Here is a 22,862-nt window from a genome sequence, read left to right on the forward strand (position 1 = left end):
AGATGTTATTGCGTGGAATCATTAGTATTTTAATCAATGCCCTCGTATTAATAGTAATCGCAGGTTATATTGACACCTTTCACCTGGAATCAGTCAGTGCAGCTATTATCGCCAGCTTGATTCTATCGATTTTGAATGTGTTTGTTAAGCCGATTTTAATTTTACTTACCCTGCCGGTGACATTTCTTACGCTTGGCCTATTTTTATTCGTCATTAATGCCATTACGCTGATGATTACACAAAGTGTTATGGGAGACTCTTTTAATATTGACGGGTTTGGTACAGCGCTTTTAGCCTCAGTAATCATGTCGCTTCTAAATGCGCTTATTCAACGAGTGATTGTTGAACCCCTTCAAAATAGAAGGTAACTTTCTTACAATATTTAATTTTCTAAAAAAGATGGTAAGGCGATGCGGCCTATGCCATCTTTTTTTTCTTTTCTTTCCGTATTAATGATAAAATAAAGTGGCTAGTAGAACCAAACGCGACATAAAAGCGAGAGTTGGATATACTGTAGACATGAACAGGCATATGGCTGTACATAAAAGGAGGATGCACGGTGGTTAAAGTACGTACAAAAGACATCATTGAGAAATTTAAATTAGAGCTTATTAGCGGAGAAGAAGGAATCGACCGTCCTATTTCAACGAGTGATATTTCACGTCCAGGTATTGAAATGGCAGGTTATTTTACATATTACCCAGCAGAACGTATCCAGCTGTTAGGTAAAACAGAACTATCGTTTTTTAAACAGTTAGATGATGAACAAAAAAAAGTTCGAATGGAAAAAATGTGTACAGATATCACGCCGGCTATCATTGTTTCGCGTGAAATGGATGTACCGAAAGAACTTATCGAAGCTTCAGAGCGTGAATCAGTTCCTGTGCTGCGTTCAAACTTTAAAACAACGCGACTTTCCAGCCATTTAACGAATTTTCTTGAAAGCCGGCTAGCACCTACTACTGCCCTACACGGCGTATTAGTTGATATATACGGAATTGGTGTATTAATCATGGGAAAAAGCGGCGTTGGTAAAAGTGAAACAGCTCTAGAGCTTGTTAAGCGAGGACATCGCCTTGTAGCCGATGACTGTGTGGAAATCCGTCAAGAAGATCAAGACACGCTTGTAGGAAATGCGCCTGGTTTAATCGAGCATTTGCTTGAAATTCGCGGACTAGGGATCATCAATGTGATGACGCTATTCGGCGCAGGAGCTGTACGGAGCTATAAGCGAATTTCGCTTGTTATTCAGTTAGAGACATGGGATCAGCAGAAACATTATGATCGCCTTGGTTTAGAAGAAGATAAAATGAAAATTATTGATACAGACGTTACAAAAATTACATTGCCAGTACGCCCAGGACGAAACTTAGCTGTTATCATTGAAGTGGCAGCAATGAACTTCCGCTTAAAGCGTATGGGTATTAACGCAGCAGAACAATTTTCTGCACGTCTAACAGATGTAATTGAAGAAGGAGATCGTGAAGATTTATAAGAAAGGGTGTTAACTTGTGGAAGCAACTATTCAGCCGTTAGATCGTGTTTTCCTTGAAATTGGCCCTCTAACGGTCTACTGGTACGGCGTAATTATCGGTGCAGGTGTTCTGTTAGGTCTTTATATTGCGACAAGAGAAAGCGTAAGAAGAGGCTTATCAAAAGATACATTTGTTGATCTTATCTTATTTGCTGTGCCAATAGCCATTATTTGTGCACGAATTTATTATGTCTCGTTTGAATGGGGATACTATTCGAAGCATTTAAATGAAATACCTCAAATTTGGCAAGGTGGGATTGCCATTCATGGTGGTTTAATCGGAGGCGTGTTAACTGCCATTGTGTATTCGAAAGTGAAAAAGATTTCATTTTGGAAGTTGGCTGATATTGCTGCGCCTAGTTTAATCCTTGGCCAAGCCATTGGGCGCTGGGGCAACTTTATGAATCAAGAGGCACATGGGGGGCCGGTTACCCGTGCTTTTTTAGAAGGTTTACACCTTCCAAATTTTATTATTAATCAAATGTATATTAACGGTACGTATTATCATCCTACGTTTTTATACGAATCATTATGGGATTTTGCCGGATTTATCCTGTTGATGGTACTTCGCCGCACCAGTCTGCGAAAAGGAGAAATTTTCTTATCTTATTTAATCTGGTACTCAGTTGGACGCTTCTTTGTAGAAGGGCTTCGCACGGATAGCTTAATGCTGACGCATACACTCAGAATCGCTCAAGTTGTTTCACTTGCACTGATTGTAATAGCCATTATCTTAATTATCATCCGCCGCGTGACGGGAATGAGTAAACAGAAATATTTAGAGAATGAAGAAGCACAATCTAAGGCGTAAATGAAGAAAAGCTATAAGGTTTATACAAACTTGATCTGACGCAAGGGAAGGAAATGAATAATGACGATTAATACGGTTTTGTTTGATTTAGACGGTACGTTAATTGATACAAATGAATTAATTATTGCCTCGTTTACTCATACGCTCAATCACTATTATCCTGAACAATATACTCGTGAAGATATTTTACAGTTTATGGGACCTCCTTTATACGACACGTTTGTAGAAATGGATAAAACGAGAGTAAACGAAATGATTGAGATGTATCGCACGCATAATCTAGCCAATCATGATTTGCTTGTTAAAGAATTTGAAGGCGTACTTGAAACAGTTAAATGGCTGCACGAGCAGAATTATAAATTAGGTATTGTCACAACAAAGCAAAGGAATACGGTCATGATGGGGCTTAAGTTGACAAAGTTAGATCAGTTCTTTGATACGATTGTCGCAATTGAAGACGTAACAAATGCAAAGCCGCATCCTGAGCCAGTAGAAAAAGCACTGAAGCTGCTTGATGCTAAACCTGAAGAAGCGATGATGGTGGGAGATAACCATCACGACATCGTTTCCGGCCAAAGAGCTTACACGAAAACAGCTGGAGTTGCTTGGAGTGCAAAAGGAAGAGATCATATCGCTTCTTATAATCCTGATATTATTTTAGAAAATATGACGGATTTAATTGATATATTAAAAGGAGAACGTCAGTGAGAAAAACGACGCGCCATCCGGTTAAAGGAGCTAACTCCCTTTGGCATGTCTATAAGACCGTGCCTTTTTGGAAGGTAGTGCGCAACTTCCTAATCATTCAATGCGCTCGTTATACGCCTTTTCTTTCGATGAAAAACTGGCTGTATAAAGCGTGCTTAGGGATGAAAGTAGGACCTCAAACATCCTTTGCCCTTATGGTGATGCTCGATATTATGTTTCCTGAAAAAATACAAGTAGGACGCAATACGGTCATTGGATACAATACAACTATTCTCGCTCATGAATATCTGATAACGGAATATCGTCTTGGAGATGTCATCATTGGGGATGAAGTGATGATTGGAGCAAATAGCACCATCCTTCCAGGTGTAACAATCGGCAACGAAGCGGTTGTAGCGGCTGGAACGGTGGTTCATAAAGATGTAGCACCCGGTTTCTTTGTTGGAGGTAACCCTATGCGTGTCATCTATACAAAAGAAGAAATGGAAAAGCGCAGGGAAGCAGAACCTAAAGCCACAACTTAGCAAGAACTAAGCTGTGGTTTTTTTTGTGAATTTGAACAGCTGGCGGTTGACGGCGGACTTTATCGGGTGTAAACTATCAATAACTTTAATTTGTTATTTCGCTAATACATTAGTGTGATAAAGTAAAATCAACCTATCAATGGTTCCTTAATAGATAAAATCAAGCTTAAAGGACGTGTCGGAATGTCAAAGTTATTTATGTTTGAAAAACCCCTTGGAATGAGAGATACCCTGCCAGCTCTTTTTGAAAGAAAAAAACAAGTTCGCAATCAGCTAGCAGATGAAATCAGCAGCTGGGGCTATCAATATATGGCAACGCCTACTGTGGAATACTACGAAACGGTAGGAAGCGCATCAGCTATTTTAGATCAACAATTGTTTAAACTTTTAGATAAAGAAGGGCATACGCTTGTGCTGCGACCGGATGTAACAACGCCATTTGCACGTGTGGCCGCTTCAAAACTTTTAAATAATTCTCCTTTGCGCTTAGCTTATGAAGCAAATGTATTCCGAGCTCAGCAGCGTGAGGGTGGCCGCCCGGCGGAGTTTGAACAAATAGGCGTTGAGCTAATTGGAGACGCTACGATGAGCAGCGATGCTGAAGTCATTGCCCTCATGATCGGCGCATTAAAGAGAGCGGGACTTAAATCATTTAAAGTGGCAATTGGTCACATCGGGTTTGTTAATTCGCTTTTTTTAGAGATTGTCGGAAATGAAGAACGTGCTAACGTGCTTCGCCGCTTTTTATATGAGAAAAACTACGTGGGCTATCGTAATCATGTAAAAGATTTGAATCTATCTTCTATTGATAAACAGCGTCTTCTTCAACTGCTTAACCTGCGCGGAGATGAAAAGAAGATTGAAGAAGCGGTTGAACTAGTTGAAAACGAAGCTGGTAAAAAAGCAGCCGGTGATTTGAAAAAGCTATGGAATATGCTTGATGCGTATGGTGTAACAGACGAGATTAAAATTGATTTTAACTTAGTCAGCCATATGAGCTATTACACAGGTATTTTATTTGAAGTATTTGCTGAAAACGTTGGTTTCCATATCGGTAATGGAGGACGTTATGACCAACTTCTTGAAAAATTTGCGTCTAAAACACCAGCTACAGGATTTGGAATTCAGCTCGATCGCTTAATTGAAGCGCTGGGCGAAGAAGTGTATGAGCCTTCAGCGGTATACGGCATTTTATATAGTCAAGAGCGTTTAGATGAGGCGTTAGCTTTAGCTGCTGAACAGCGCAAGCAAGGATACCGGGTAGTGACTCAGGAAATTGCAGGCGTTGATGATGTTGATGTATTTACTGCACAGTTTGAAGAGGTCACGTTTCTAATTGGAAAACGAGGCAAGGGGGGACAATAATGAGTGAACTATTAACAATTGCAATGCCAAAAGGACGTATTTTTGAAGAAGCAGCTGAACTTTTGCGTCAAGCAGATTTTCAACTGCCGCCAGAATTTGACGATTCGCGCAAGCTGATTGTAGACATTCCTGAAGAGAACATGCGCTTTATTTTAGCGAAGCCAATGGACGTTACCACTTATGTAGAATACGGAGTAGCGGATCTTGGTATTGCAGGTAAAGACGTGATGTTAGAAGAAGAGCGAGATGTCTATGAGCTATTGGATTTGAATATTAGTAAATGTCATCTGGCCGTTGCAGGTTTGCCTAATGCTAAAAAATCAGAAATTGCTCAAAAAGTAGCAACCAAATATCCAAATGTAGCATCTACTTATTTCCGAGAGCAAGGGGAGCAAGTAGAAATTATAAAATTGAATGGTTCGATTGAATTAGCGCCTTTAATCGGCCTTGCTGACCGGATTGTTGATATTGTATCAACGGGACAAACACTAAAAGAGAACGGACTTGTCGAATTAGAGCACATTGAAGATATTACATCGCGTTTGATTGTGAATCCTGTGAGCTATCGTTTAAAAGACGAACGAATTGATGATTTAGTGAATCGTTTAGCCCAAGTGGTTCAACCTGTATAAAAGAGGTGACATACATTGAAAATTACACGTGTAACAGAACAAGTGAGCTTAAAGCGTACGATTGATCAAGGGACGAGTGCTCAAAGAGAAATTGTCGTAAATATTTTAAAGCAAGTGCAAGAGCAAAAAGACGAAGCTTTAAAAGGTTATACAGCCCAATTTGATGGCGTCGAGCTTTCTTCTTTGCTTGTGACAGAACAAGAAAAGAAGCGTGCTTATGAGCTGGTTGATTCAGATATGCTGTCAATTATTCGTGAAGCTGCTGACAACATTCGGGATTACCATGAAAGAATGATCGAGCAGTCTTGGATGACAACAAAAGAAGACGGCACAATTTTAGGGCAGAAAGTAACGCCTTTAGATGCAGTAGGTGTTTATGTACCGGGAGGCCTTGCGGCGTATCCTTCCTCCGTTTTAATGAATGTCATTCCTGCTCAAGTGGCAGGGGTAAAACGTATTGTGATGGTTTCACCTCCAGGAAAAGACGGCGTGCTGCCTGCTGGAGTAGTTGTAGCAGCGAGTGAGCTTGGGGTCGAAGAGATTTATAAAGTAGGGGGAGCTCAAGCAGTAGGAGCACTTGCCTATGGAACAGAAACAATTAAACCCGTCGATAAAATTGTAGGGCCTGGTAATATCTTTGTTGCATTAGCGAAGAGAGAAGTATATGGCTTAGTAGACATTGACTCAATTGCTGGACCTAGTGAAATTGTCGTACTAGCAGACGATACGGCTAAGCCGAATGAAGTGGCGGCGGATTTATTGTCTCAAGCAGAACATGACAAATTAGCTTCAAGTATTTTAGTTACGTCTTCTATGAAATTAGCCGAAGCTGTTAATGAAGAAGTGGAAAGACAAGTAGAATCTTTACCTCGTAAAGAAATTGCAAAACCTTCTATTGATAACCATGGCGCTATTTATGTGACCGGGTCATTAGAAGAAGCGATTGAAGCTGTTAACCAATTAGCTCCTGAGCATTTAGAAATTATGACTGAAAGTCCGCTTGAACTTTTAGGTTCCATTCGTCATGCCGGTGCTATTTTTCTAGGAAGATACAGCTCAGAACCTGTTGGCGATTATTTCGCCGGGCCAAATCATGTTCTTCCAACGAATGGGACAGCAAAATTCTCAAGTCCTTTATCAGTTGATTCATTTGTGAAGAAGTCTAGTATCATTTCATACAGCCAACAAGCCCTGCAGAAAAATGTCTCGAAAATCGCAGCGTTTGCTCGTTTAGAAGGGCTAGAAGCGCATGCAAGGGCGGTTGAAGAACGTTTTAAAAAATAAGGTGGAGATTAAAAGGAAAGAGTAGAAATGTTCTTTTCTTTACCTATTACATGCATAGTTGAAAGGAGTTTCACAATGAGAGAGTCAAGTATTAAACGTACAACGAACGAAACGGATATTGCATTAGCGATTGGAATCGATGGAGAAGGAAAAGCGAACATTGACACAGGCGTTCCTTTTTTAAATCATATGCTCGATTTATTTACAAAACACGGACAGTTTAACCTTGATGTAAAAGCAGATGGAGACACGGAGATTGATGATCACCATACAACAGAAGACATCGGTATTTGTCTTGGTCAAACGTTCAAAGAAGCGCTCGGTGATAAAAAAGGAATTAAACGCTATGGAAATGCTTTTGTACCAATGGATGACGCTTTGGCTCAAGTCGTAGTAGATTTAAGTAATCGTCCTCACTTTGAATTTAAAGGTGACATTCCCGCATCGCGCGTCGGTACATTTGATACAGAGCTTGTTTATGAATTTTTATGGAAATTCGCATTAGAATCTCGTATGAATGTACATGTAATCGTACACTACGGTAAAAATACACACCATATTATTGAAGCGGTATTTAAGGCATTAGCACGTGCTTTGGACGAAGCGACAACGATTGATCCGCGTGTCAAAGGTGTGCCTTCGACGAAAGGGATGTTGTAAATGATTGGAATTATCGACTATGGGATGGGAAACTTATACAGCGTAAGTAAAGCTCTTGAACGATTAAACTATGACTATATTATCTCCGCAGATCCTGCAGAACTAAGAAAGGCAAAAGGGCTGATTCTTCCTGGAGTTGGAGCATTCAAAGATGCGATGGAACAGCTGAATCAAACAAAGCTGACGGACTTTATTAAAGAAGAAGTAGCAAAAGGAATGCCTTTGCTTGGAATTTGTTTAGGTATGCAGCTGTTATTTGAAGAAAGCGATGAGAACGGCGTAACGAAAGGGCTGGAACTGTTAAAAGGGAGAGTCGAGCGTATTCCCGGCATTACTGCCGAAGGACAGACTTATAAAGTCCCGCATATGGGCTGGAACTCTTTAGATTTTCATCAGCAGTCTGCCCTGCTTGATGGAATTAGCGAAGGTCACGTTTACTTTGTTCACTCTTATTACGTAAAAACAAGTGACCAAGACGTGCTTCTAGCAACAAGTCCTTATGATGTTGAAGTTCCAGCGGTTGTTGGAAAAGACCACGTATTTGGTACTCAATTTCACCCTGAAAAAAGCAGTGCAATCGGAATGCAAATGCTGCAAAATTATGCAAACTTCGTAGAGAAAAGGAGCCCATCGTATGAGCAAATTTGAAATATATCCAGCCATTGATATGCGCGGAGGAAAGTGTGTCCGTTTGCTTCAAGGAGATTACACAAAAGAAACGGTATACGGAGATTCTCCGATAGATATGGCCACACAATTCGCAAATGAAGGCGCTCAGTGGATTCACATGGTTGATTTGGACGGTGCAAAAGCAGCTAAGCGCGTGAATGATGAATTTGTGCTAGGCGTGAAAAAGAAATTAAATGTACGTGTTCAAATTGGAGGAGGCATTCGCTCAGAAGCTGATGTTGCTTACTATCTAGAAAACGGAATTGACCGCGTTATTTTAGGAAGTGCAGCTATTTCTAATCCTGAATTTGTGAAAAAAATGCTGAAAGAGTATGGTGCGCGTATTGCTATCGGGATTGATGCGCGCGATGGCTATGTTGCCACGGAAGGTTGGGTGGAAACATCTACAATCAAAGCGACAGAACTAGGAAAAGAATTGGCTAATGCTGGTGCGGAAACATTTATTTTTACGGATATCTCTACAGATGGTATGCTGTCTGGCCCTAATGTTGAAGGGATTGTTGAGATGGCTAAGGCTACTGGAAAAGGTGTGATTGCATCAGGCGGGGTTAGTAAGCTTGCTGATTTAGATGCATTAAAGAAACATGAAGCTGATGGGGTTATTGGCGCGATTGTAGGGAAAGCACTTTATACAAATAAGTTTACAGTAGCTGAAGCACTTCAAGAGGTGAAAGCGTAATGATTACAAAACGAATCATTCCTTGTTTAGATGTAAAGGACGGCCGTGTTGTAAAAGGAGTTCAGTTTGTGGAACTTCGAGATGCAGGAGATCCTGTAGAGTTGGCGAAATTTTACGATGAAGAAGGCGCAGACGAATTAGTGTTTTTAGATATTTCTGCTTCTCATGAAGGACGCAAAACGATGGTACATGTTGTAGAAGAAGTAGCATCTCAGCTAGCGATTCCTTTTACTGTGGGCGGAGGAATTAATGCACTGGAAGATATGAAGAGAATGCTTCGTGCGGGTGCAGACAAAGTGTCATTAAATACAGCTGCCGTACTCAACCCAGCACTGATTACAGAAGGGTCTGACTTTTTTGGTGCTCAGTGTATTGTGGTAGCAATCGATGCTAAGTACGATGAAAGCTTACAATCATGGCGAGTTTATACACACGGAGGCCGCAACGCAACGGACTGGGAAGTAATCGATTGGGCAAGAGAAGCAGTGAAGCGCGGTGCAGGTGAAATCTTGTTAACGAGCATGGATAAAGACGGCGAAAAGTCAGGGTTTGATTTAGCATTAACCAAAGCAGTCAGCCAAGCGGTGAGCGTTCCTGTTATTGCTTCTGGCGGCGCTGGAAACGGTCAAGATTTTGTCGATGCGTTTGAAAAAGGAGAAGCTGACGCGGCTTTGGCAGCTTCAATCTTTCACTATAAAGAAACATCTGTAAAAGAAATTAAAAGCTATGCAAAACAACAAGGAGTGAGCATTCGATGACGATTGAAAATATTAAATTCAACAGTGATGGACTTGTACCAGCTATTGTACAGGATGCTGTGAGCAAAGAAGTTTTAACATTGGCTTATATGAACGAAGAATCACTTCAAAAATCAATTGATACACGTGAAACATGGTTCTACAGCCGTTCTCGACAAGAATTGTGGCACAAAGGCGCAACCTCTGGAAATACACAAAAAATTGTGAGTATGGCATATGACTGTGATGCTGACTCTCTTGTTGTAAAAGTAGAGCCTCAAGGTCCTGCTTGTCATACGGGTGCTTACAGCTGTTTTAATGAAACAATTCTTGGCGAAAACAAACAAAACGATAATCGCTTTGCCATTATTAATGAGCTAGAAGAAGTAATCGCTAAGCGTGAAGCTGAAATGCCAGAAGGAGCTTATACGACGTACTTATTTGATAAAGGCGTAGATAAAATCCTCAAAAAAGTAGGAGAAGAAGCTGGTGAAGTGATTATTGCAGCAAAAAATCGTGACCATGATGAGCTGAAGTGGGAAGTGGCAGATTTATTGTATCACGTACTTGTTTTACTTCGTGAGCAAAAGCTGCCTTTAGATGATGTCCTATCAGTATTAAGGGAGCGTCACTCTAGCTAATAGCTACATAGTGAAAGTAGGGAAGGGATTGTCTCATTTTAGATAAAAGAGGCAAACTCTTCTCTTATTTGTGTCAAGAAACAACTGCTTGCAGGCTCCTTTTTTGAATAGAGGTATTAAACTTCTTGGCAAATGTGATATACTACGAACGTCGAAATTATCAACTTATTTGGAGGGCTTAATGGAAAAACACTCAAAAGTAATTCAAAAAATGGCACAAGTAATTCCATTTTCGCAAACGGGTGACTTCTATTTTGAAAAAGCGCTGCAGGCGTTTGAAGAAGAGGAGTCAGATAAAGCGCTCAAGTATTTAACGCGTGCAAACAAAGAAAATGCCCGTAATCCACAGCTTCTTACAAACGTTGGAGTAGCTTTAACGGAGCGGGGAGATTATCAAGATGCCAACGAGCTTTTTCTCCATGTGATTCATCATATGGATGATACATTAGGAAGCTGTTACTACTATATAGCCAACAGCTATGCGCATCTTGGACTGTTTGAAGAATCAAAAAAATACGCGATGTATTACATTGAGCATTTTCCAAATGGTGACCTCTTTCGATCGGCTACAGATCTGTTAGATTTACTATCAATTGATGTGGATGAAGAAGATGAAGAGCCTAAAAATCAGCTAGGCGACATGCTGATTATAAAACAAGAACAAGCAAAAAAACTGCTTGAAGAAACGAATTTTGAAGAAGCAGTGGATTTGTTAACTGAAATAATTGATGAGTATCCAGAATTCTGGTCTGCATATAATAATTTAGCGTTAGCTTATTTTTATTTAAATAAAATTGATAAAGCAATGGATTTGCTGAATGAAGTATTGGAGAAAAACCCTGGAAATCTTCATGCATTATGCAACCAGCTTATTTTCTATTATTATTGCCATAAGCATAAAGAAGTTGAGGAGCTTACAGACGGGCTTAGCCGCGTTTATCCGATGTCATTTGAACACCGCTATAAGCTTGGAGCAACATTTGCATTGATTGGTCAATACAGACTATCTTATAAATGGTTGAAAAAGCTTTATACACAAGGATTTCAAGGAGACAACTCATTTCATTATTGGCTCTCATATGCTTCTTACTATACCGGACGTGAAGCGTTCGCTAAAGAAATGTGGAAGCTGGCATTGGAAGACGTTCCTGATAAAGAAGGAGAGGAGCCTTGGCGCATCAATCAGAAAGCTGCGAAGGTTTTTCAATCGAAAGTGGATTTTACAGCGAAAAAGAAGTGTGCAACAAAAAATGTTCATGATCAGCTTTACAGCTTGTATATGGCGAAGAAGCTTCCTGAACAACAGCGTCTGCTTCTTTTGGAAGAAATCAAGTCGTCCATACATATGAGTACACTTTTAGATGAAGTATATACTTATGTATGGCAGGATAAACACCATGTGATTTTTGAGGTGGCAGATGTTATTGAACTGGAGATGGAATCGCAGACTGAAAGTGATACCCAGGATCTTTTAAGCTTTTGGTTCTATGTATATGTACAGGTATATAAACAATCCTATGATTTTCAGCATGTGAACGTAAATGCATGGGCCGCAGCCGTCACATATATATGGGTGAAAGAAAAAAGGCAGGCTATTACTCAAGCCGATGTGGCAAAACAATATTCCATTTCCGCTGCAACAGTTAGAAAGTACAGTAAAATTGTGAATGCGTTATTAAATTGAGCAAAAAAATAGACGATAATAGGAAGAACATATTAGGATAGTGATAACGAAAGAATTATCCATAAATTTGGAATCAACTACGAAGGAATTTCCTAAAAGGAGTGTAAAGCAATGACAGAAGAAAAAATTTATGATGTCATTATTATTGGGGCAGGTCCAGCAGGTATGACTGCTGCTGTATATACATCTCGTGCAGATCTATCAACACTAATGATTGAACGCGGAATTCCAGGCGGTCAAATGGCTAATACGGAAGATGTAGAAAACTATCCAGGGTATGATCATATACTTGGTCCGGACCTTTCAAACAAAATGTTTGAGCATGCAAAAAAATTCGGTGCTGAATATGCGTACGGTGATATTAAAGAAATCATCGACGGAGAAGAATACAAGACAGTTCGTGCAGGCAGCAAAGAATATAAAACACGTTCAGTAATCGTTGCTACGGGTGCTGAATATAAAAAATTAGGCGCGCCAGGAGAAAAAGAACTAGGCGGCCGGGGCGTATCTTATTGCGCTGTATGTGACGGCGCATTCTTTAAAGGCAAAGAGCTAGTCGTTGTAGGCGGTGGAGACTCTGCGGTTGAAGAAGGCGTATATTTAACACGCTTTGCAACAAAAGTAACAATTATTCACCGACGCGATGAGCTTCGCGCGCAGAAAATCCTACAACAGCGTGCATTTGACAACGAAAAAGTTGATTTCATTTGGAATACAACGGTCAAAGAAGTAAATGAAAAAGACGGTAAAGTAGGTAGCGTAACGTTAGTAGACACAAAAACAGGTGAAGAGCGTGAATTCGGTGCGGAAGGCGTATTCATTTATGTTGGAATGGTTCCACTAACAAAACCATTCGAAAGCCTAAACATTACGAATAAAGAAGGGTATATTGAAACGAACGAGCAAATGGAAACAAAAGTACCAGGTGTGTTCGCAGCTGGAGATGTTCGTGAAAAAGCTCTTCGTCAAATTGTAACAGCTACAGGTGATGGAAGTATTGCTGCTCAAGCGGCTCAGCACTATGTAGAAGAGTTAAAAGAAAAGTTAAAAGCTATTCAGCAATAAAGCTGAAATCAATCTTTTACAAAACGTAATTCGGTTTTAACTGTTCTGTAACGCCTGTGAAACATTGATGGGGTACTATATAGATAGTAATTGACCCCCTTTTATAAAATATATGTATGTCGGGCATAGGACGTGTTCCTATGCCTCTTTTTTTTGACTATAACAGATTGAATTTACGTATATAACAGCAAGGGATTATTTTCAGAAAATTTAGTAATAGTTAGTTCATCTCCGTTGTGAGAGAAGTTTGTTTCGTAGTATAATAAAAGAAAATGTCAGTATACATACAATGAGGTGGAAAACATGCAAAGGGTCACAAATTGTGTATTAATGAAAGACGATAAAGTATTGTTGCTTCAAAAGCCACGAAGAAACTGGTGGGTGGCCCCTGGTGGGAAAATGGAGCAAGGAGAATCTGTAAAAGACTCTGTTGTAAGAGAATTTCGTGAAGAAACAGGAATTTATTTGAAAAATCCCACTGTAAAAGGTATCTTTACTTTTACGATGAAAGAAAACGATCAAATTTCATCTGAGTGGATGATGTTTACTTTTTTTGCTACAGATTTTGATGGGACAAATGTGCTAGAATCAGAAGAAGGCAAACTCGGTTGGCATAATTTGAGTGAAGTAAATGAATTGCCGATGGCACCGGGAGATCATCACATTATCGATTATGTAGCAAAAGGATCGGGTGTTATTTATGGCAACTTTACGTATACAACGGATTTTGAGTTATTATCTTATCGAATTGATCCTTGTTAATGACAAATAGACATGTATGTATAGATTGAGGGGGATGGAAAATGAGTACTGGGTCTGTAAGCGATATTCAATTAGTGATTATTACTGGAATGTCAGGTGCAGGAAAAACAGTAGCAATTCAGAGTTTTGAAGATTTAGGGTTCTTTTGTGTAGATAATTTACCCCCTACATTGCTACCGAAATTTTTAGAACTCATGAAAGAGTCAGGGAATAAAATGAATAAAGTTGCTCTTGTTATGGATTTACGAGGCAGAGAATTTTTTGAAAGCCTATTTGAAGCATTGGATAACATGAGTGAAACAACGTGGGTCACGCCACAAATTTTATTTTTAGATGCAAAAGATTCTGTATTGGTGACGCGCTACAAAGAAACGAGACGTTCACATCCGCTAGCTCCTTCAGGTTTACCGCTAGAAGGGATTGGTATAGAAAGAGAGTTGCTTGAGGAGTTAAAAGGAAGAGCTCAGCTTATTTATGAGACGTCAGAGTTAAAGCCAAGAGAGCTTAGAGAAAAGATTTTGACTCAGTTTTCTTCACACGCTTCACAAGTTTTTACTGTTAATGTGATGTCGTTTGGTTTTAAATACGGGGTGCCTATTGACGCTGATTTAGTCTTTGATGTGCGCTTTTTGCCAAACCCTCACTACATTGACCATATGCGTCCTAAAACAGGGCTGGAAGAAGAGGTTTCTTCTTACGTATTAAAATGGACGGAAACTCAAAAGTTCATTGAAAAAGTAGTAGACTTACTTTCGTTTATGCTTCCACAGTACAAGCGAGAAGGTAAGAGCCAGCTGGTCATTGCTATAGGGTGCACAGGCGGACAGCATCGCTCCGTTACATTAGCTGAATATTTAGGTCACCATTTCCAGAATGAATACAAAACCCATATTTCTCATCGTGACATTGAGAGGAGAAAGGAAAATCATAGATGAGCAGTGAACAGCTTCCAAAAGTTGTCGTCATTGGGGGAGGAACGGGTTTACCAGTGCTGTTAAGAGGGTTGAAGGAATACCCTCTTGATCTTACAGCCATCGTAACCGTAGCAGACGACGGGGGAAGTTCTGGCCGATTGCGCGATGAACTTGAAATCCCTGCTCCTGGTGATATTCGAAATGTGCTAGTTGCTTTATCTGATGTAGAGCCGCTAGTTGAAGAGCTTTTTCAGCATCGATTTGATACAGGGAATGAGCTTACAGGCCATTCTCTGGGCAATTTGTTGCTTGCAGCTATGACGTCTATTACTGGCGATTTTGTGCATGCTATACGAGAAATGAGCAAAGTACTAAACGTCAGAGGGAAAGTGCTTCCGGCAGCTAATCAAAGTGTTGTGCTGCATGCGGAGATGCAAGATGGATCCATCGTAACAGGTGAATCTAAAATTCCAGAAGTCAATAAAAAAATTAATAAAGTATTTTTATCGCCTGCCGATGTGAAACCGCTTGTCGAGACAATAAAAGCTATTCGACGCGCTGATTTAATTGTATTGGGACCTGGAAGCCTTTATACAAGTATTTTGCCAAATTTACTGGTGCAAGATATTTGTAACGAGCTTTGTTCGACAAAAGCAAAGAAAGTGTACGTATGCAACGTGATGACGCAGCCGGGTGAGACATTAGGGTTTAAAGCAAGTGATCATATTAAAGCGCTTTACAATCATATGCCGTGTGCGTTTTTAGATGCGATTATCGTCAATAATGCACCTATTCCAGCACCCTTGAAAAAGAAATATCAAGTAGAGCAGGCTCAGCCTGTAGAATATGATCGTGAAGTATTGATAAAATTAGGGTTAGAAGTGATTGAAGATCAAATTATTCAGTATGACGGCAGCGTAATTAGGCATGATACAAAAAAAGTAGCAAAGCTTGTGTATTCTATGCTGACATCGCTGCAAGGTAAAGCGAATACGGGTGTTTAACACTATTTCCGTATGTAGATTGGAGGTGAAGTTATGTCATTTGCATCAGAAACAAAAAAAGAGTTAACGAATTTAGAAGTCAAAGATTGCTGTGCAAAAGCAGAGCTCTCTGCATTAATTCGAATGAATGGTTCACTTTCTTTTTCGAATAAAAAATTCACAGTTGATGTTCAAACAGAAAACGCAGCGATTGCTAGACGCATTTATGTCTTGCTTAAGAAAAATTATGATGTGTCAGTAGAACTGCTTGTGCGTAAGAAAATGCGGTTGAAGAAAAACAATGTGTATATTGTTCGATTAGTAGAGAAAACGAGAATGCTTTTGGAAGACTTAAGAATTGTAGAAGAAGGATTCACGTTTACACATCGTATTTCACCAGAGCTAGTACAAAAGAAATGCTGTAAGCGATCCTACTTAAGAGGCGCATTTTTAGCCGGCGGCTCTATTAATAACCCGGAGACATCATCGTACCATCTTGAAATCTTTTCATTGTATGAAGAGCATAACGAAGCTTTATGCAATTTAATGAACGAATTTCAATTGAATAGTAAAACATTAGAGCGGAAAAAAGGCTATATTAACTATTTGAAAGAAGCTGAAAAAATTACGGAGTTTCTAAATATCATTGGAGCCCATAACGCCCTTTTGCGGTTTGAGGATGTAAGAATCGTCCGAGATATGCGAAATTCCGTTAATCGCTTAGTTAATTGTGAAACAGCTAACTTAAATAAAACGATCGGAGCAGCTATTCGTCAAGTGGAAAACATTCGTTATATTGATGAAACAGCTGGATTAGACATCTTACCAGAAAAGCTAAGAGAAATTGCTCGTTTGCGTGTGGAATATCAAGACGTTACGTTAAAGGAGCTTGGTGAGATGGTAGCTGGAGGTCAAATTAGCAAATCGGGCATTAACCATCGTTTGCGTAAAATTGACCAAATAGCAGACAAGCTTCGCGCCGGTCAGCCAGTCACATAAGGGGAATTGCAAGGGGGAGGATTTTATCATGGAAAAACAAGTAGAAGTAAAATTAAAAACGGGATTACAAGCTCGTGTTGCGGCACTATTTGTGCAAGAAGCAACTCGCTTTACATCTGATGTGTACTTGAAGAAAGATGAGAAAGTAGTCAACGCTAAAAGTATCATGGGGTTAATGAGCTTAGCGATTAATAATGGTTCTCTTATTACGCTCATTGTTGAAGGGGTAGATGAAAAAGAAGCAATGGATGCGTTAGCAGCTTACGTAGAGAACGATGCATAAAAAAGCCTTTCCCACAATGGGAAAGGCTTTTTTCTTATTTAGAGTCGTTTTCTAATACTTTGTCAATTAGGCCGTATTCTAAAGCGCGTTCAGCAGTCATGAAATTATCACGATCTGTATCACGTTGTAGCACTTCTAACGGTTGACCTGTACGCTCAGCTAAAATTGAATTTAGTTTTTCGCGTAAGAATAGAATACGTTTTGCCGCAATTTCGATTTCAGTAGCTTGTCCTTGAGCACCACCAAGAGGTTGATGAATCATTACTTCGCTGTTTGGAAGAGCAAAACGTTTGCCCTTTTCACCAGCAGCCAGTAAGAAAGCACCCATTGATGCAGCCATACCGATACAAATTGTAGAGACTTTTGGCTTAATGAATTGCATCGTATCGTAGATAGCCATTCCAGCTGTAATAGAGCCACCTGGACTGTTGATATAAAGTGAGATATCTTTTTCTGGGTCTTCAGCAGCTAAGAATAGAAGCTGAGAAACGATTGAGTTAGCTACATTATCGTCAATAGCACTACCTAAAATAATAATGCGGTCTTTTAATAAACGTGAATAAATGTCATAAGCACGTTCACCACGGTTTGTTTGTTCAATAACTGTAGGAATTAAGTTCATATTAAATTCCTCCTTAACAAGAATAATTTGTTATGTACCTATAATACACGTATGGTCAATAAAGGTCAAACAAAAGAACCTCTACTACACATATTCGCTTAAAAGACTATGTATTCCTCTTTGACATTATTAAAATTTTTCCCCCTTCTAAAAAAAATAAACGTAGTATTCTATTGAAAAGAGAAGTTTTCTCTCCTATAATGGAAGTTGTGACAAATATGCCCTCGTAGTGTAGTGGATAGCACAAGAGATTCCGGTTCTCTTAGGGTGGGTTCGAATCCTGTCGAGGGCGTCTTAAAACGTTGCGGATTACGCAACGTTTTTTATTTTGAGTAAAAAGGCTCATCTTCTAAAAGAATAATATTTATTTTTCTCCTGTACCCCTTTATACGCGCAAGAAAGAAAGAAATTAATTCCATTGTACCGGTTGCGGAATTTGTCAGAATACTATAAAACAGTATATAAGGAAAAGAAACACGGAGGAGGAATAAATATGAAATATATAAACAAACTTTTCATTGTCAGTGCATCGGTAGCGCTATTGCTATCTGCATGCGGGACGAACGAAGATGTTGCTCAGCCGAAGTCTAATGATCAAGCAGAAAATGTTCAGCAGGATACGGCTTCTAAATCTGATCAAGCATCAGGCGCTGCAAAAGAAGAGACGAAAAAAGATGCTGATTCTTCCGAGGCCTCGACTAAACCTTCAGGAAGTCAGTCATCAACTAGCGAAACAGCGGAAGATGGACAGTCAACGCCTTCTTCAGAAACAGAACCAACAAAAAGCCCAGAACAAGACTATTCTATCCAAGTAATGGACGGCTATGAACTAACGGGTGAAGAACCAGGAAAAGATGCATTAGTATTAACTTCAGATGATTCTCAATTTATGCGTATTGAAATGCTTTCACCAGAAACATCGATGGACGACGCTGCTCAATCTGTTAAACAAACGGCAACAGCAGTTAATAAAAATGCATCAGAGAAAAAAATTCTTGAAGAGGATGGAATCTTCAAAGATTCTGTTTGGTATGAAGCCACATCTGGCGATCATACGGTAAACTCTGTGTTAGTTAAAGGAAAGAAACCAATGAAGCTAACCATTTTTACGAAAAATGACGAAGAAAACTTAGACAAGTTTATGCAAATGGCACAAACCATTCAATAAGCAATTCTTCTATTATTATTATACAAATGCAGAAAATTCGACATGACTAAGAAAAAGTCATGTCGGATTATTACTCGTATCATGTAGTTGGTGCGAATTATAATGAAAAGTTATAAAGGTGTATAGCTCTATTACTTTTTTGATGGTTAGTAATTAAAAATAGGATGAACCGCTTCGTTAACAAAGGTTGACGGAGATTTTTTGATGAAAAAATTACATATAAAAAATAGTTACATGCTCTTTGAAAGCGTTTTTATAGTAAAATAGATGAAGGGGAGGGGAGAAATAATGGAGATTGGATTATTTCAGCAGCAGTCGTTAAAGTTGACGATGTCAAAAGAATTATCACAAGCTATTTCTCTTTTACAATATTCATCGATGGATATTGTAGCGTTTTTACATGAGCAGGCGCTTCAAAATCCGCTTATAGATTTTTCAGAGCTGCCCGTCTATACATCTCACAATCAAAAAAATCATGCAACTTCTGATTCAACAGATTATATGAGTAGTATACCAGCTCCTAAAGAAACGCTGCACGAACATTTAATAAATCAAGCCGCATTATTAAAATTAGATGAATGTGAGCAGGCAGCCGTTGAGTTTGTTATTCATAGTCTGGACGATGCTGGCTATTTGCACGATGAGTTAATCATACTTGCTAACCAGCTTGGTCAAGGTCAAGAGCAGGTTGAAAAGGCTCTTCAACTTGTGCAGCAGATGGACCCTGCAGGAGTAGGGGCGAGAAGTTTACAAGAGTGTTTAATGCTTCAATTAAAAAGAAGTAATCAATGGACGGAAAAAATAGAGCAAATTTTGACACATCACTTTGAAGAATTTGCCTATAAAAAATGGATGAAAATTTCAAAGTTATGTCAAATCTCACTTGAAGCTCTTCAACAATTACATGAACAGATTAAGAAATTAAATCCTCGTCCTGGATCATTTTATATGAAGTCCAATGAACGATTCATTGTACCGGATTTTATTGTGAAAATTGAAGATGGAAATGTCGTTGCTTATGCAAATGAGGATTTGGAACCTCGTCTTTCAGTGAATGAACAATACAAACTACAGCTGAAAAATAGGCAGAACCAAGAGATGTTCTCTTATTTGCAAGAGAAATACCGTGAGTTTCAATGGATTATGAAAAGTTTACACACACGCAAAGACACATTAAACGCATTAATGAATACCTTACTCGTTGAACAAGAAGCATTTTTTAAAAAGGGTCCTTCGTATTTGAAGCCGTTAACAATGAAGGAAGTAGCAGAACAAACGTCTGTGCATGAATCAACGATTAGCCGTGCTACTCGGCACAAATATATCCAAACGCCCTTTGGCACCTTTTCAATGAAATCTTTTTTCTCAACTAGTATTCAACTCGGCAACAACGAAGCGACCTCTACAACTCACGTAAAAGAACTGCTTAAAAAGCTAGTATCAGAAGAAAACAAACAGCGCCCGCTTTCAGATCAGCAGTTAGCTAACGTCTTGCAAAGCAATTACAACGTTAATATTTCAAGACGAACGGTAGCCAAATATCGAGATCAATTAAACGTTCTGCCATCCAGTCAACGAAAACTTTTTGTCACGCAGTAAAGGAGTGGGGATGTGGAAGTCGTACTATATACCAAAAATGGTTGTCACTTATGCGATGATGCAAAGGAGCTGCTTGTAGATATACAGTCTGAGTTTTCCTTTCAGCTTATTGAACGAGATATTTACAAAAACGATGAGTGGTTGGAAAAGTATCACCTTGCGATTCCTGTAGTAGAAATGGATGGAGAAGAAGTGGAATATGGAAAAATAACCGGTATTCCATTAAGAAAACGCTTACTTTTAAAAATAGGCAACACATGAGTTGAATAAAGGATTCACTCCTGTTAGAATAGATTTTGTAGCAGGGTGAATTTTTTTTGCGCAAGGTGGGACATAATATGTCTATATGGGACAAAACGTGTCCAGCAAGTTTATGCCTTAAGGGGATTTTAACATGCGTTCTTTAATAGAAGTACAACGAAAATTATTACCTGAACTTCTCTCAGTTATGCAAAAGCGTTATCAAATCTTGCAATACATACGTTTAATGCAGCCGATTGGTCGCAGAAACTTAGCTGTAAGCCTTGGGCTAACAGAGCGTGTGTTACGAAGCGAAGTAACATTCTTAAAAGAACAAGATTTGATTGACATTTACCCTAGTGGGATGACGCTTACAAATGAGGGAGAACTACTTCTGGCTGAATTAGAAGAAGTAATGAAGGAAGTTTCAGGACTTCGATTATTGGAAACAACATTAAAAGAGGCGTTTTCTTTATCAGAAGTTGTTGTTGTATCTGGAGATAGTGATCAGTCTCCTTGGGTCAAAAATGAAATGGGTCGAGCATCTGTTTCATGTATCAAGGAGCGCCTTGTTGGTAAAAAAAATACCGTTGCTGTTACAGGTGGTACAACGCTTGCCGCCGTTGCCGAAATGATGACACCTGATTCAAAACACCCTGATGTACTTTTTGTACCTGCTCGCGGAGGGCTAGGTGAAAATGTACAAAACCAAGCAAATACGATTTGTGCTAAGATGGCTGAAAAGTCCATGAGTCACTATCGCTTGCTTCATGTTCCAGATCAGCTTAGTGATGAAGCATACCGATCCATTATCGGTGAACCATCTATTAAAGACATGCTTCATTTAATTAAGTCCGCTGGTATGGTTGTTCACGGAATAGGAGACGCTATGACAATGGCAGAACGCCGTAAAACACCACAAGCTGACTTAGAAAAAGTGAAAAATGGACATGCTGTAGGTGAGGCATTTGGATACTATTTTAATCATCAAGGCGAAGTTGTTCATAAAGTTAAAACAGTTGGCATACAACTCGATGATTTAAAGAACAATAAATGTGTTATTGCTGTTGCAGGAGGTTCATCAAAAGCAAAGGCAATTAAAGCGTTTATGCAACAAGCGCATGATTCGATTCTCATTACAGATGAAGGCGCCGCAAAAGAGTTAGTAAGGGATTTTAATTAATCCCTCATATAAAAAAATACTTTTTACATTCAAGGAGGAAATACCCATGGCAGTAAAAATTGGTATTAACGGATTTGGTCGTATCGGCCGTAACGTATTCCGTGCAGCTTTAAAAAATGATAACGTTGAAGTAGTAGCAATTAACGACTTAACAGATGCTAACATGCTTGCTCACCTTTTAAAATATGATTCTGTACACGGAAAATTAGATGCAGAAGTAGTAGTAGATGGTAGCAACTTAGTAGTAAACGGTAAAACAATCGAAATCTCTGCTGAACGTGACCCAGCTCAATTATCTTGGGGCAAACAAGGCGTAGAAATCGTTGTTGAATCTACTGGATTCTTCACAAAACGCGCTGACGCTGCAAAACACTTAGAAGCAGGAGCTAAAAAAGTAATCATCTCTGCTCCAGCATCTGACGAAGATATCACAATCGTAATGGGTGTTAACGAAGACAAATACGATGCGGCTAACCACAACGTAATTTCAAACGCTTCTTGTACAACTAACTGCTTAGCGCCATTTGCTAAAGTGTTAAACGACAAGTTCGGTCTTAAACGCGGAATGATGACAACAGTTCACTCTTACACAAACGACCAACAAATCTTAGACTTACCACACAAAGATTACCGTCGTGCTCGTGCAGCTGCTGAAAACATCATCCCAACTTCAACTGGTGCTGCTAAAGCTGTATCTCTAGTATTACCTGAATTAAAAGGTAAATTAAACGGTGGAGCTATGCGTGTTCCAACTCCAAACGTTTCTTTAGTAGACTTAGTTGCTGAACTTGACAAAGAAGTAACTGTTGAAGATGTAAACAATGCTCTTAAAGAAGCTGCTGAAGGCGATCTTAAAGGTATCCTTGGTTACAGCGAAGAGCCACTAGTATCTGGTGACTACAACGGTAACATCAACTCTTCTACAATCGATGCATTATCTACAATGGTAATGGAAGGTAACATGGTTAAAGTTATCTCTTGGTACGACAACGAGAGCGGATATTCTAACCGTGTAGTAGACCTTGCTCAATACATCGCTGCTAAAGGACTATAAGAATAACTTAAAATTCGCTTCTATATTTATTCAATAAGACA

At 39.3% G+C, this 22,862-nt stretch carries 26 protein-coding genes and 1 tRNA gene; 26 read left to right on the top strand and 1 reads right to left on the bottom strand.

The window, feature by feature from the left end:
• Positions 1 to 2 precede the first annotated feature (2 nt).
• The 20 genes from M3225_RS22095 to M3225_RS22190 all read left to right on the top strand — a co-directional run bounded on the left by M3225_RS22095 (position 3) and on the right by M3225_RS22190 (position 16,955).
• Complete coding sequence (locus M3225_RS22095; protein ID WP_013059727.1) at positions 3 to 368, top strand: phage holin family protein; 366 nt, start codon at positions 3 to 5, stop codon at positions 366 to 368.
• A gap of 191 nt (positions 369 to 559) precedes the next feature.
• Positions 560 to 1,495, top strand: a complete 936-nt coding sequence (gene hprK, locus M3225_RS22100; RefSeq protein ID WP_042991820.1) for an HPr(Ser) kinase/phosphatase — start codon at positions 560 to 562, stop codon at positions 1,493 to 1,495.
• Between the two features lie 16 nt (positions 1,496 to 1,511).
• A complete protein-coding gene (gene lgt, locus M3225_RS22105) occupies positions 1,512 to 2,345 on the top strand; it encodes a prolipoprotein diacylglyceryl transferase (RefSeq protein ID WP_028412041.1) in 834 nt (277 codons plus the stop codon).
• 60 nt (positions 2,346 to 2,405) lie between these two features.
• Complete coding sequence (ppaX, locus tag M3225_RS22110) at positions 2,406 to 3,053, top strand: pyrophosphatase PpaX (protein WP_251397328.1); 648 nt, start codon at positions 2,406 to 2,408, stop codon at positions 3,051 to 3,053.
• The gene (locus tag M3225_RS22115; RefSeq protein WP_251397331.1) at positions 3,050 to 3,577 is read left to right on the top strand and encodes an acyltransferase; all 528 of its coding nucleotides are present in this window, start codon (positions 3,050 to 3,052) and stop codon (positions 3,575 to 3,577) included. The genes ppaX and M3225_RS22115 overlap by 4 nt, the downstream gene beginning before the upstream one ends.
• Before the next feature lie 183 nt (positions 3,578 to 3,760).
• Positions 3,761 to 4,942 carry an ATP phosphoribosyltransferase regulatory subunit gene (locus M3225_RS22120; RefSeq protein WP_043977360.1) on the top strand — a complete coding sequence of 394 codons (1,182 nt, stop codon included), beginning with the start codon at positions 3,761 to 3,763 and terminating at the stop codon, positions 4,940 to 4,942.
• Positions 4,942 to 5,574, top strand: a complete 633-nt coding sequence (gene hisG / locus M3225_RS22125; RefSeq protein ID WP_013059721.1) for an ATP phosphoribosyltransferase — start codon at positions 4,942 to 4,944, stop codon at positions 5,572 to 5,574. The genes M3225_RS22120 and hisG overlap by 1 nt, the downstream gene beginning before the upstream one ends.
• A 15-nt stretch (positions 5,575 to 5,589) precedes the next feature.
• Entirely contained in the window at positions 5,590 to 6,858 is a 1,269-nt protein-coding gene (gene hisD / locus M3225_RS22130) for a histidinol dehydrogenase (protein ID WP_251397333.1), read from the top strand.
• A gap of 75 nt (positions 6,859 to 6,933) precedes the next feature.
• The gene (hisB, locus tag M3225_RS22135; RefSeq protein ID WP_013059719.1) at positions 6,934 to 7,518 is read left to right on the top strand and encodes an imidazoleglycerol-phosphate dehydratase HisB; all 585 of its coding nucleotides are present in this window, start codon (positions 6,934 to 6,936) and stop codon (positions 7,516 to 7,518) included.
• Entirely contained in the window at positions 7,519 to 8,166 is a 648-nt protein-coding gene (gene hisH / locus M3225_RS22140) for an imidazole glycerol phosphate synthase subunit HisH (RefSeq protein ID WP_251397335.1), read from the top strand.
• On the top strand, positions 8,153 to 8,887 hold the full coding sequence (hisA, locus tag M3225_RS22145; protein WP_251397337.1) for a 1-(5-phosphoribosyl)-5-[(5-phosphoribosylamino)methylideneamino]imidazole-4-carboxamide isomerase: 735 nt from the start codon (positions 8,153 to 8,155) through the stop codon (positions 8,885 to 8,887). Before hisH ends, hisA begins: the two co-directional genes overlap by 14 nt.
• Positions 8,887 to 9,645, top strand: coding sequence for an imidazole glycerol phosphate synthase subunit HisF (gene hisF, locus M3225_RS22150; protein WP_025752585.1), 759 nt, complete (start codon positions 8,887 to 8,889; stop codon positions 9,643 to 9,645). The genes hisA and hisF overlap by 1 nt, the downstream gene beginning before the upstream one ends.
• On the top strand, positions 9,642 to 10,265 hold the full coding sequence (gene hisIE / locus M3225_RS22155; protein ID WP_251397339.1) for a bifunctional phosphoribosyl-AMP cyclohydrolase/phosphoribosyl-ATP diphosphatase HisIE: 624 nt from the start codon (positions 9,642 to 9,644) through the stop codon (positions 10,263 to 10,265). The genes hisF and hisIE overlap by 4 nt, the downstream gene beginning before the upstream one ends.
• A gap of 181 nt (positions 10,266 to 10,446) precedes the next feature.
• Positions 10,447 to 11,949: a tetratricopeptide repeat protein gene (locus M3225_RS22160; protein WP_251397342.1), complete on the top strand. Its 1,503-nt coding sequence runs from the start codon at positions 10,447 to 10,449 to the stop codon at positions 11,947 to 11,949.
• A 111-nt stretch (positions 11,950 to 12,060) separates the two neighbouring features.
• Complete coding sequence (gene trxB / locus M3225_RS22165; protein ID WP_029319313.1) at positions 12,061 to 13,014, top strand: thioredoxin-disulfide reductase; 954 nt, start codon at positions 12,061 to 12,063, stop codon at positions 13,012 to 13,014.
• A 303-nt stretch (positions 13,015 to 13,317) separates the two neighbouring features.
• Positions 13,318 to 13,776 (top strand): 8-oxo-dGTP diphosphatase, encoded by a 459-nt coding sequence (locus M3225_RS22170; protein WP_251397344.1) that lies wholly within the window; start codon positions 13,318 to 13,320, stop codon positions 13,774 to 13,776.
• Positions 13,777 to 13,817: 41 nt separating this feature from the next.
• A complete protein-coding gene (rapZ, locus tag M3225_RS22175; protein WP_074896323.1) occupies positions 13,818 to 14,711 on the top strand; it encodes an RNase adapter RapZ in 894 nt (297 codons plus the stop codon).
• The gene (locus tag M3225_RS22180; RefSeq protein WP_251397346.1) at positions 14,708 to 15,694 is read left to right on the top strand and encodes a gluconeogenesis factor YvcK family protein; all 987 of its coding nucleotides are present in this window, start codon (positions 14,708 to 14,710) and stop codon (positions 15,692 to 15,694) included. The genes rapZ and M3225_RS22180 overlap by 4 nt, the downstream gene beginning before the upstream one ends.
• 33 nt (positions 15,695 to 15,727) lie before the next feature.
• The gene (gene whiA, locus M3225_RS22185) at positions 15,728 to 16,672 is read left to right on the top strand and encodes a DNA-binding protein WhiA (RefSeq protein ID WP_251397348.1); all 945 of its coding nucleotides are present in this window, start codon (positions 15,728 to 15,730) and stop codon (positions 16,670 to 16,672) included.
• A gap of 25 nt (positions 16,673 to 16,697) precedes the next feature.
• Positions 16,698 to 16,955 (top strand): HPr family phosphocarrier protein, encoded by a 258-nt coding sequence (locus tag M3225_RS22190; RefSeq protein ID WP_215054923.1) that lies wholly within the window; start codon positions 16,698 to 16,700, stop codon positions 16,953 to 16,955.
• A 34-nt stretch (positions 16,956 to 16,989) separates the two neighbouring features.
• Here M3225_RS22190 and clpP read toward each other — a convergent pair whose 3' ends face one another.
• Complete coding sequence (clpP, locus tag M3225_RS22195) at positions 16,990 to 17,577, bottom strand: ATP-dependent Clp endopeptidase proteolytic subunit ClpP (RefSeq protein WP_215054806.1); 588 nt, start codon at positions 17,575 to 17,577, stop codon at positions 16,990 to 16,992.
• 220 nt (positions 17,578 to 17,797) lie between these two features.
• Here clpP and M3225_RS22200 point away from each other — a divergent pair.
• The 6 genes from M3225_RS22200 (at position 17,798) to gap (ending at position 22,821) form a co-directional block, all read left to right on the top strand.
• A tRNA-Arg gene (locus M3225_RS22200) sits at positions 17,798 to 17,869 on the top strand.
• Between the two features lie 201 nt (positions 17,870 to 18,070).
• Entirely contained in the window at positions 18,071 to 18,745 is a 675-nt protein-coding gene (locus M3225_RS22205) for a hypothetical protein (protein ID WP_251397351.1), read from the top strand.
• A gap of 288 nt (positions 18,746 to 19,033) precedes the next feature.
• Positions 19,034 to 20,344 carry an RNA polymerase factor sigma-54 gene (gene rpoN, locus M3225_RS22210; protein WP_251397354.1) on the top strand — a complete coding sequence of 437 codons (1,311 nt, stop codon included), beginning with the start codon at positions 19,034 to 19,036 and terminating at the stop codon, positions 20,342 to 20,344.
• 12 nt (positions 20,345 to 20,356) lie between these two features.
• Entirely contained in the window at positions 20,357 to 20,605 is a 249-nt protein-coding gene (locus M3225_RS22215) for a glutaredoxin family protein (protein WP_251397358.1), read from the top strand.
• Positions 20,606 to 20,738: 133 nt separating this feature from the next.
• Positions 20,739 to 21,767: a sugar-binding transcriptional regulator gene (locus tag M3225_RS22220; protein WP_251397361.1), complete on the top strand. Its 1,029-nt coding sequence runs from the start codon at positions 20,739 to 20,741 to the stop codon at positions 21,765 to 21,767.
• Positions 21,768 to 21,813: 46 nt separating this feature from the next.
• Positions 21,814 to 22,821 carry a type I glyceraldehyde-3-phosphate dehydrogenase gene (gene gap, locus M3225_RS22225; protein WP_013059702.1) on the top strand — a complete coding sequence of 336 codons (1,008 nt, stop codon included), beginning with the start codon at positions 21,814 to 21,816 and terminating at the stop codon, positions 22,819 to 22,821.
• Positions 22,822 to 22,862 lie beyond the last annotated feature (41 nt).

The sequence above is a fragment of the Priestia aryabhattai genome (assembly GCF_023715685.1).
In the GTDB taxonomy this organism is placed as follows: domain Bacteria; phylum Bacillota; class Bacilli; order Bacillales; family Bacillaceae_H; genus Priestia; species Priestia aryabhattai_B.

Coding starts and splice junctions, on each gene's coding strand:
- M3225_RS22095 (WP_013059727.1), top strand. CDS start 3: ATGTTATTGCGTGGAATCATTAGTATTTTAATCAATGCCCTCGTATTA.
- ppaX (WP_251397328.1), top strand. CDS start 2,406: ATGACGATTAATACGGTTTTGTTTGATTTAGACGGTACGTTAATTGAT.
- M3225_RS22120 (WP_043977360.1), top strand. CDS start 3,761: ATGTCAAAGTTATTTATGTTTGAAAAACCCCTTGGAATGAGAGATACC.
- hisG (WP_013059721.1), top strand. CDS start 4,942: ATGAGTGAACTATTAACAATTGCAATGCCAAAAGGACGTATTTTTGAA.
- hisB (WP_013059719.1), top strand. CDS start 6,934: ATGAGAGAGTCAAGTATTAAACGTACAACGAACGAAACGGATATTGCA.
- hisH (WP_251397335.1), top strand. CDS start 7,519: ATGATTGGAATTATCGACTATGGGATGGGAAACTTATACAGCGTAAGT.
- hisA (WP_251397337.1), top strand. CDS start 8,153: ATGAGCAAATTTGAAATATATCCAGCCATTGATATGCGCGGAGGAAAG.
- hisF (WP_025752585.1), top strand. CDS start 8,887: ATGATTACAAAACGAATCATTCCTTGTTTAGATGTAAAGGACGGCCGT.
- hisIE (WP_251397339.1), top strand. CDS start 9,642: ATGACGATTGAAAATATTAAATTCAACAGTGATGGACTTGTACCAGCT.
- M3225_RS22160 (WP_251397342.1), top strand. CDS start 10,447: ATGGAAAAACACTCAAAAGTAATTCAAAAAATGGCACAAGTAATTCCA.
- trxB (WP_029319313.1), top strand. CDS start 12,061: ATGACAGAAGAAAAAATTTATGATGTCATTATTATTGGGGCAGGTCCA.
- M3225_RS22170 (WP_251397344.1), top strand. CDS start 13,318: ATGCAAAGGGTCACAAATTGTGTATTAATGAAAGACGATAAAGTATTG.
- rapZ (WP_074896323.1), top strand. CDS start 13,818: ATGAGTACTGGGTCTGTAAGCGATATTCAATTAGTGATTATTACTGGA.
- M3225_RS22180 (WP_251397346.1), top strand. CDS start 14,708: ATGAGCAGTGAACAGCTTCCAAAAGTTGTCGTCATTGGGGGAGGAACG.
- whiA (WP_251397348.1), top strand. CDS start 15,728: ATGTCATTTGCATCAGAAACAAAAAAAGAGTTAACGAATTTAGAAGTC.
- clpP (WP_215054806.1), bottom strand. CDS start 17,577: ATGAACTTAATTCCTACAGTTATTGAACAAACAAACCGTGGTGAACGT.
- M3225_RS22205 (WP_251397351.1), top strand. CDS start 18,071: ATGAAATATATAAACAAACTTTTCATTGTCAGTGCATCGGTAGCGCTA.
- rpoN (WP_251397354.1), top strand. CDS start 19,034: ATGGAGATTGGATTATTTCAGCAGCAGTCGTTAAAGTTGACGATGTCA.
- M3225_RS22220 (WP_251397361.1), top strand. CDS start 20,739: ATGCGTTCTTTAATAGAAGTACAACGAAAATTATTACCTGAACTTCTC.
- gap (WP_013059702.1), top strand. CDS start 21,814: ATGGCAGTAAAAATTGGTATTAACGGATTTGGTCGTATCGGCCGTAAC.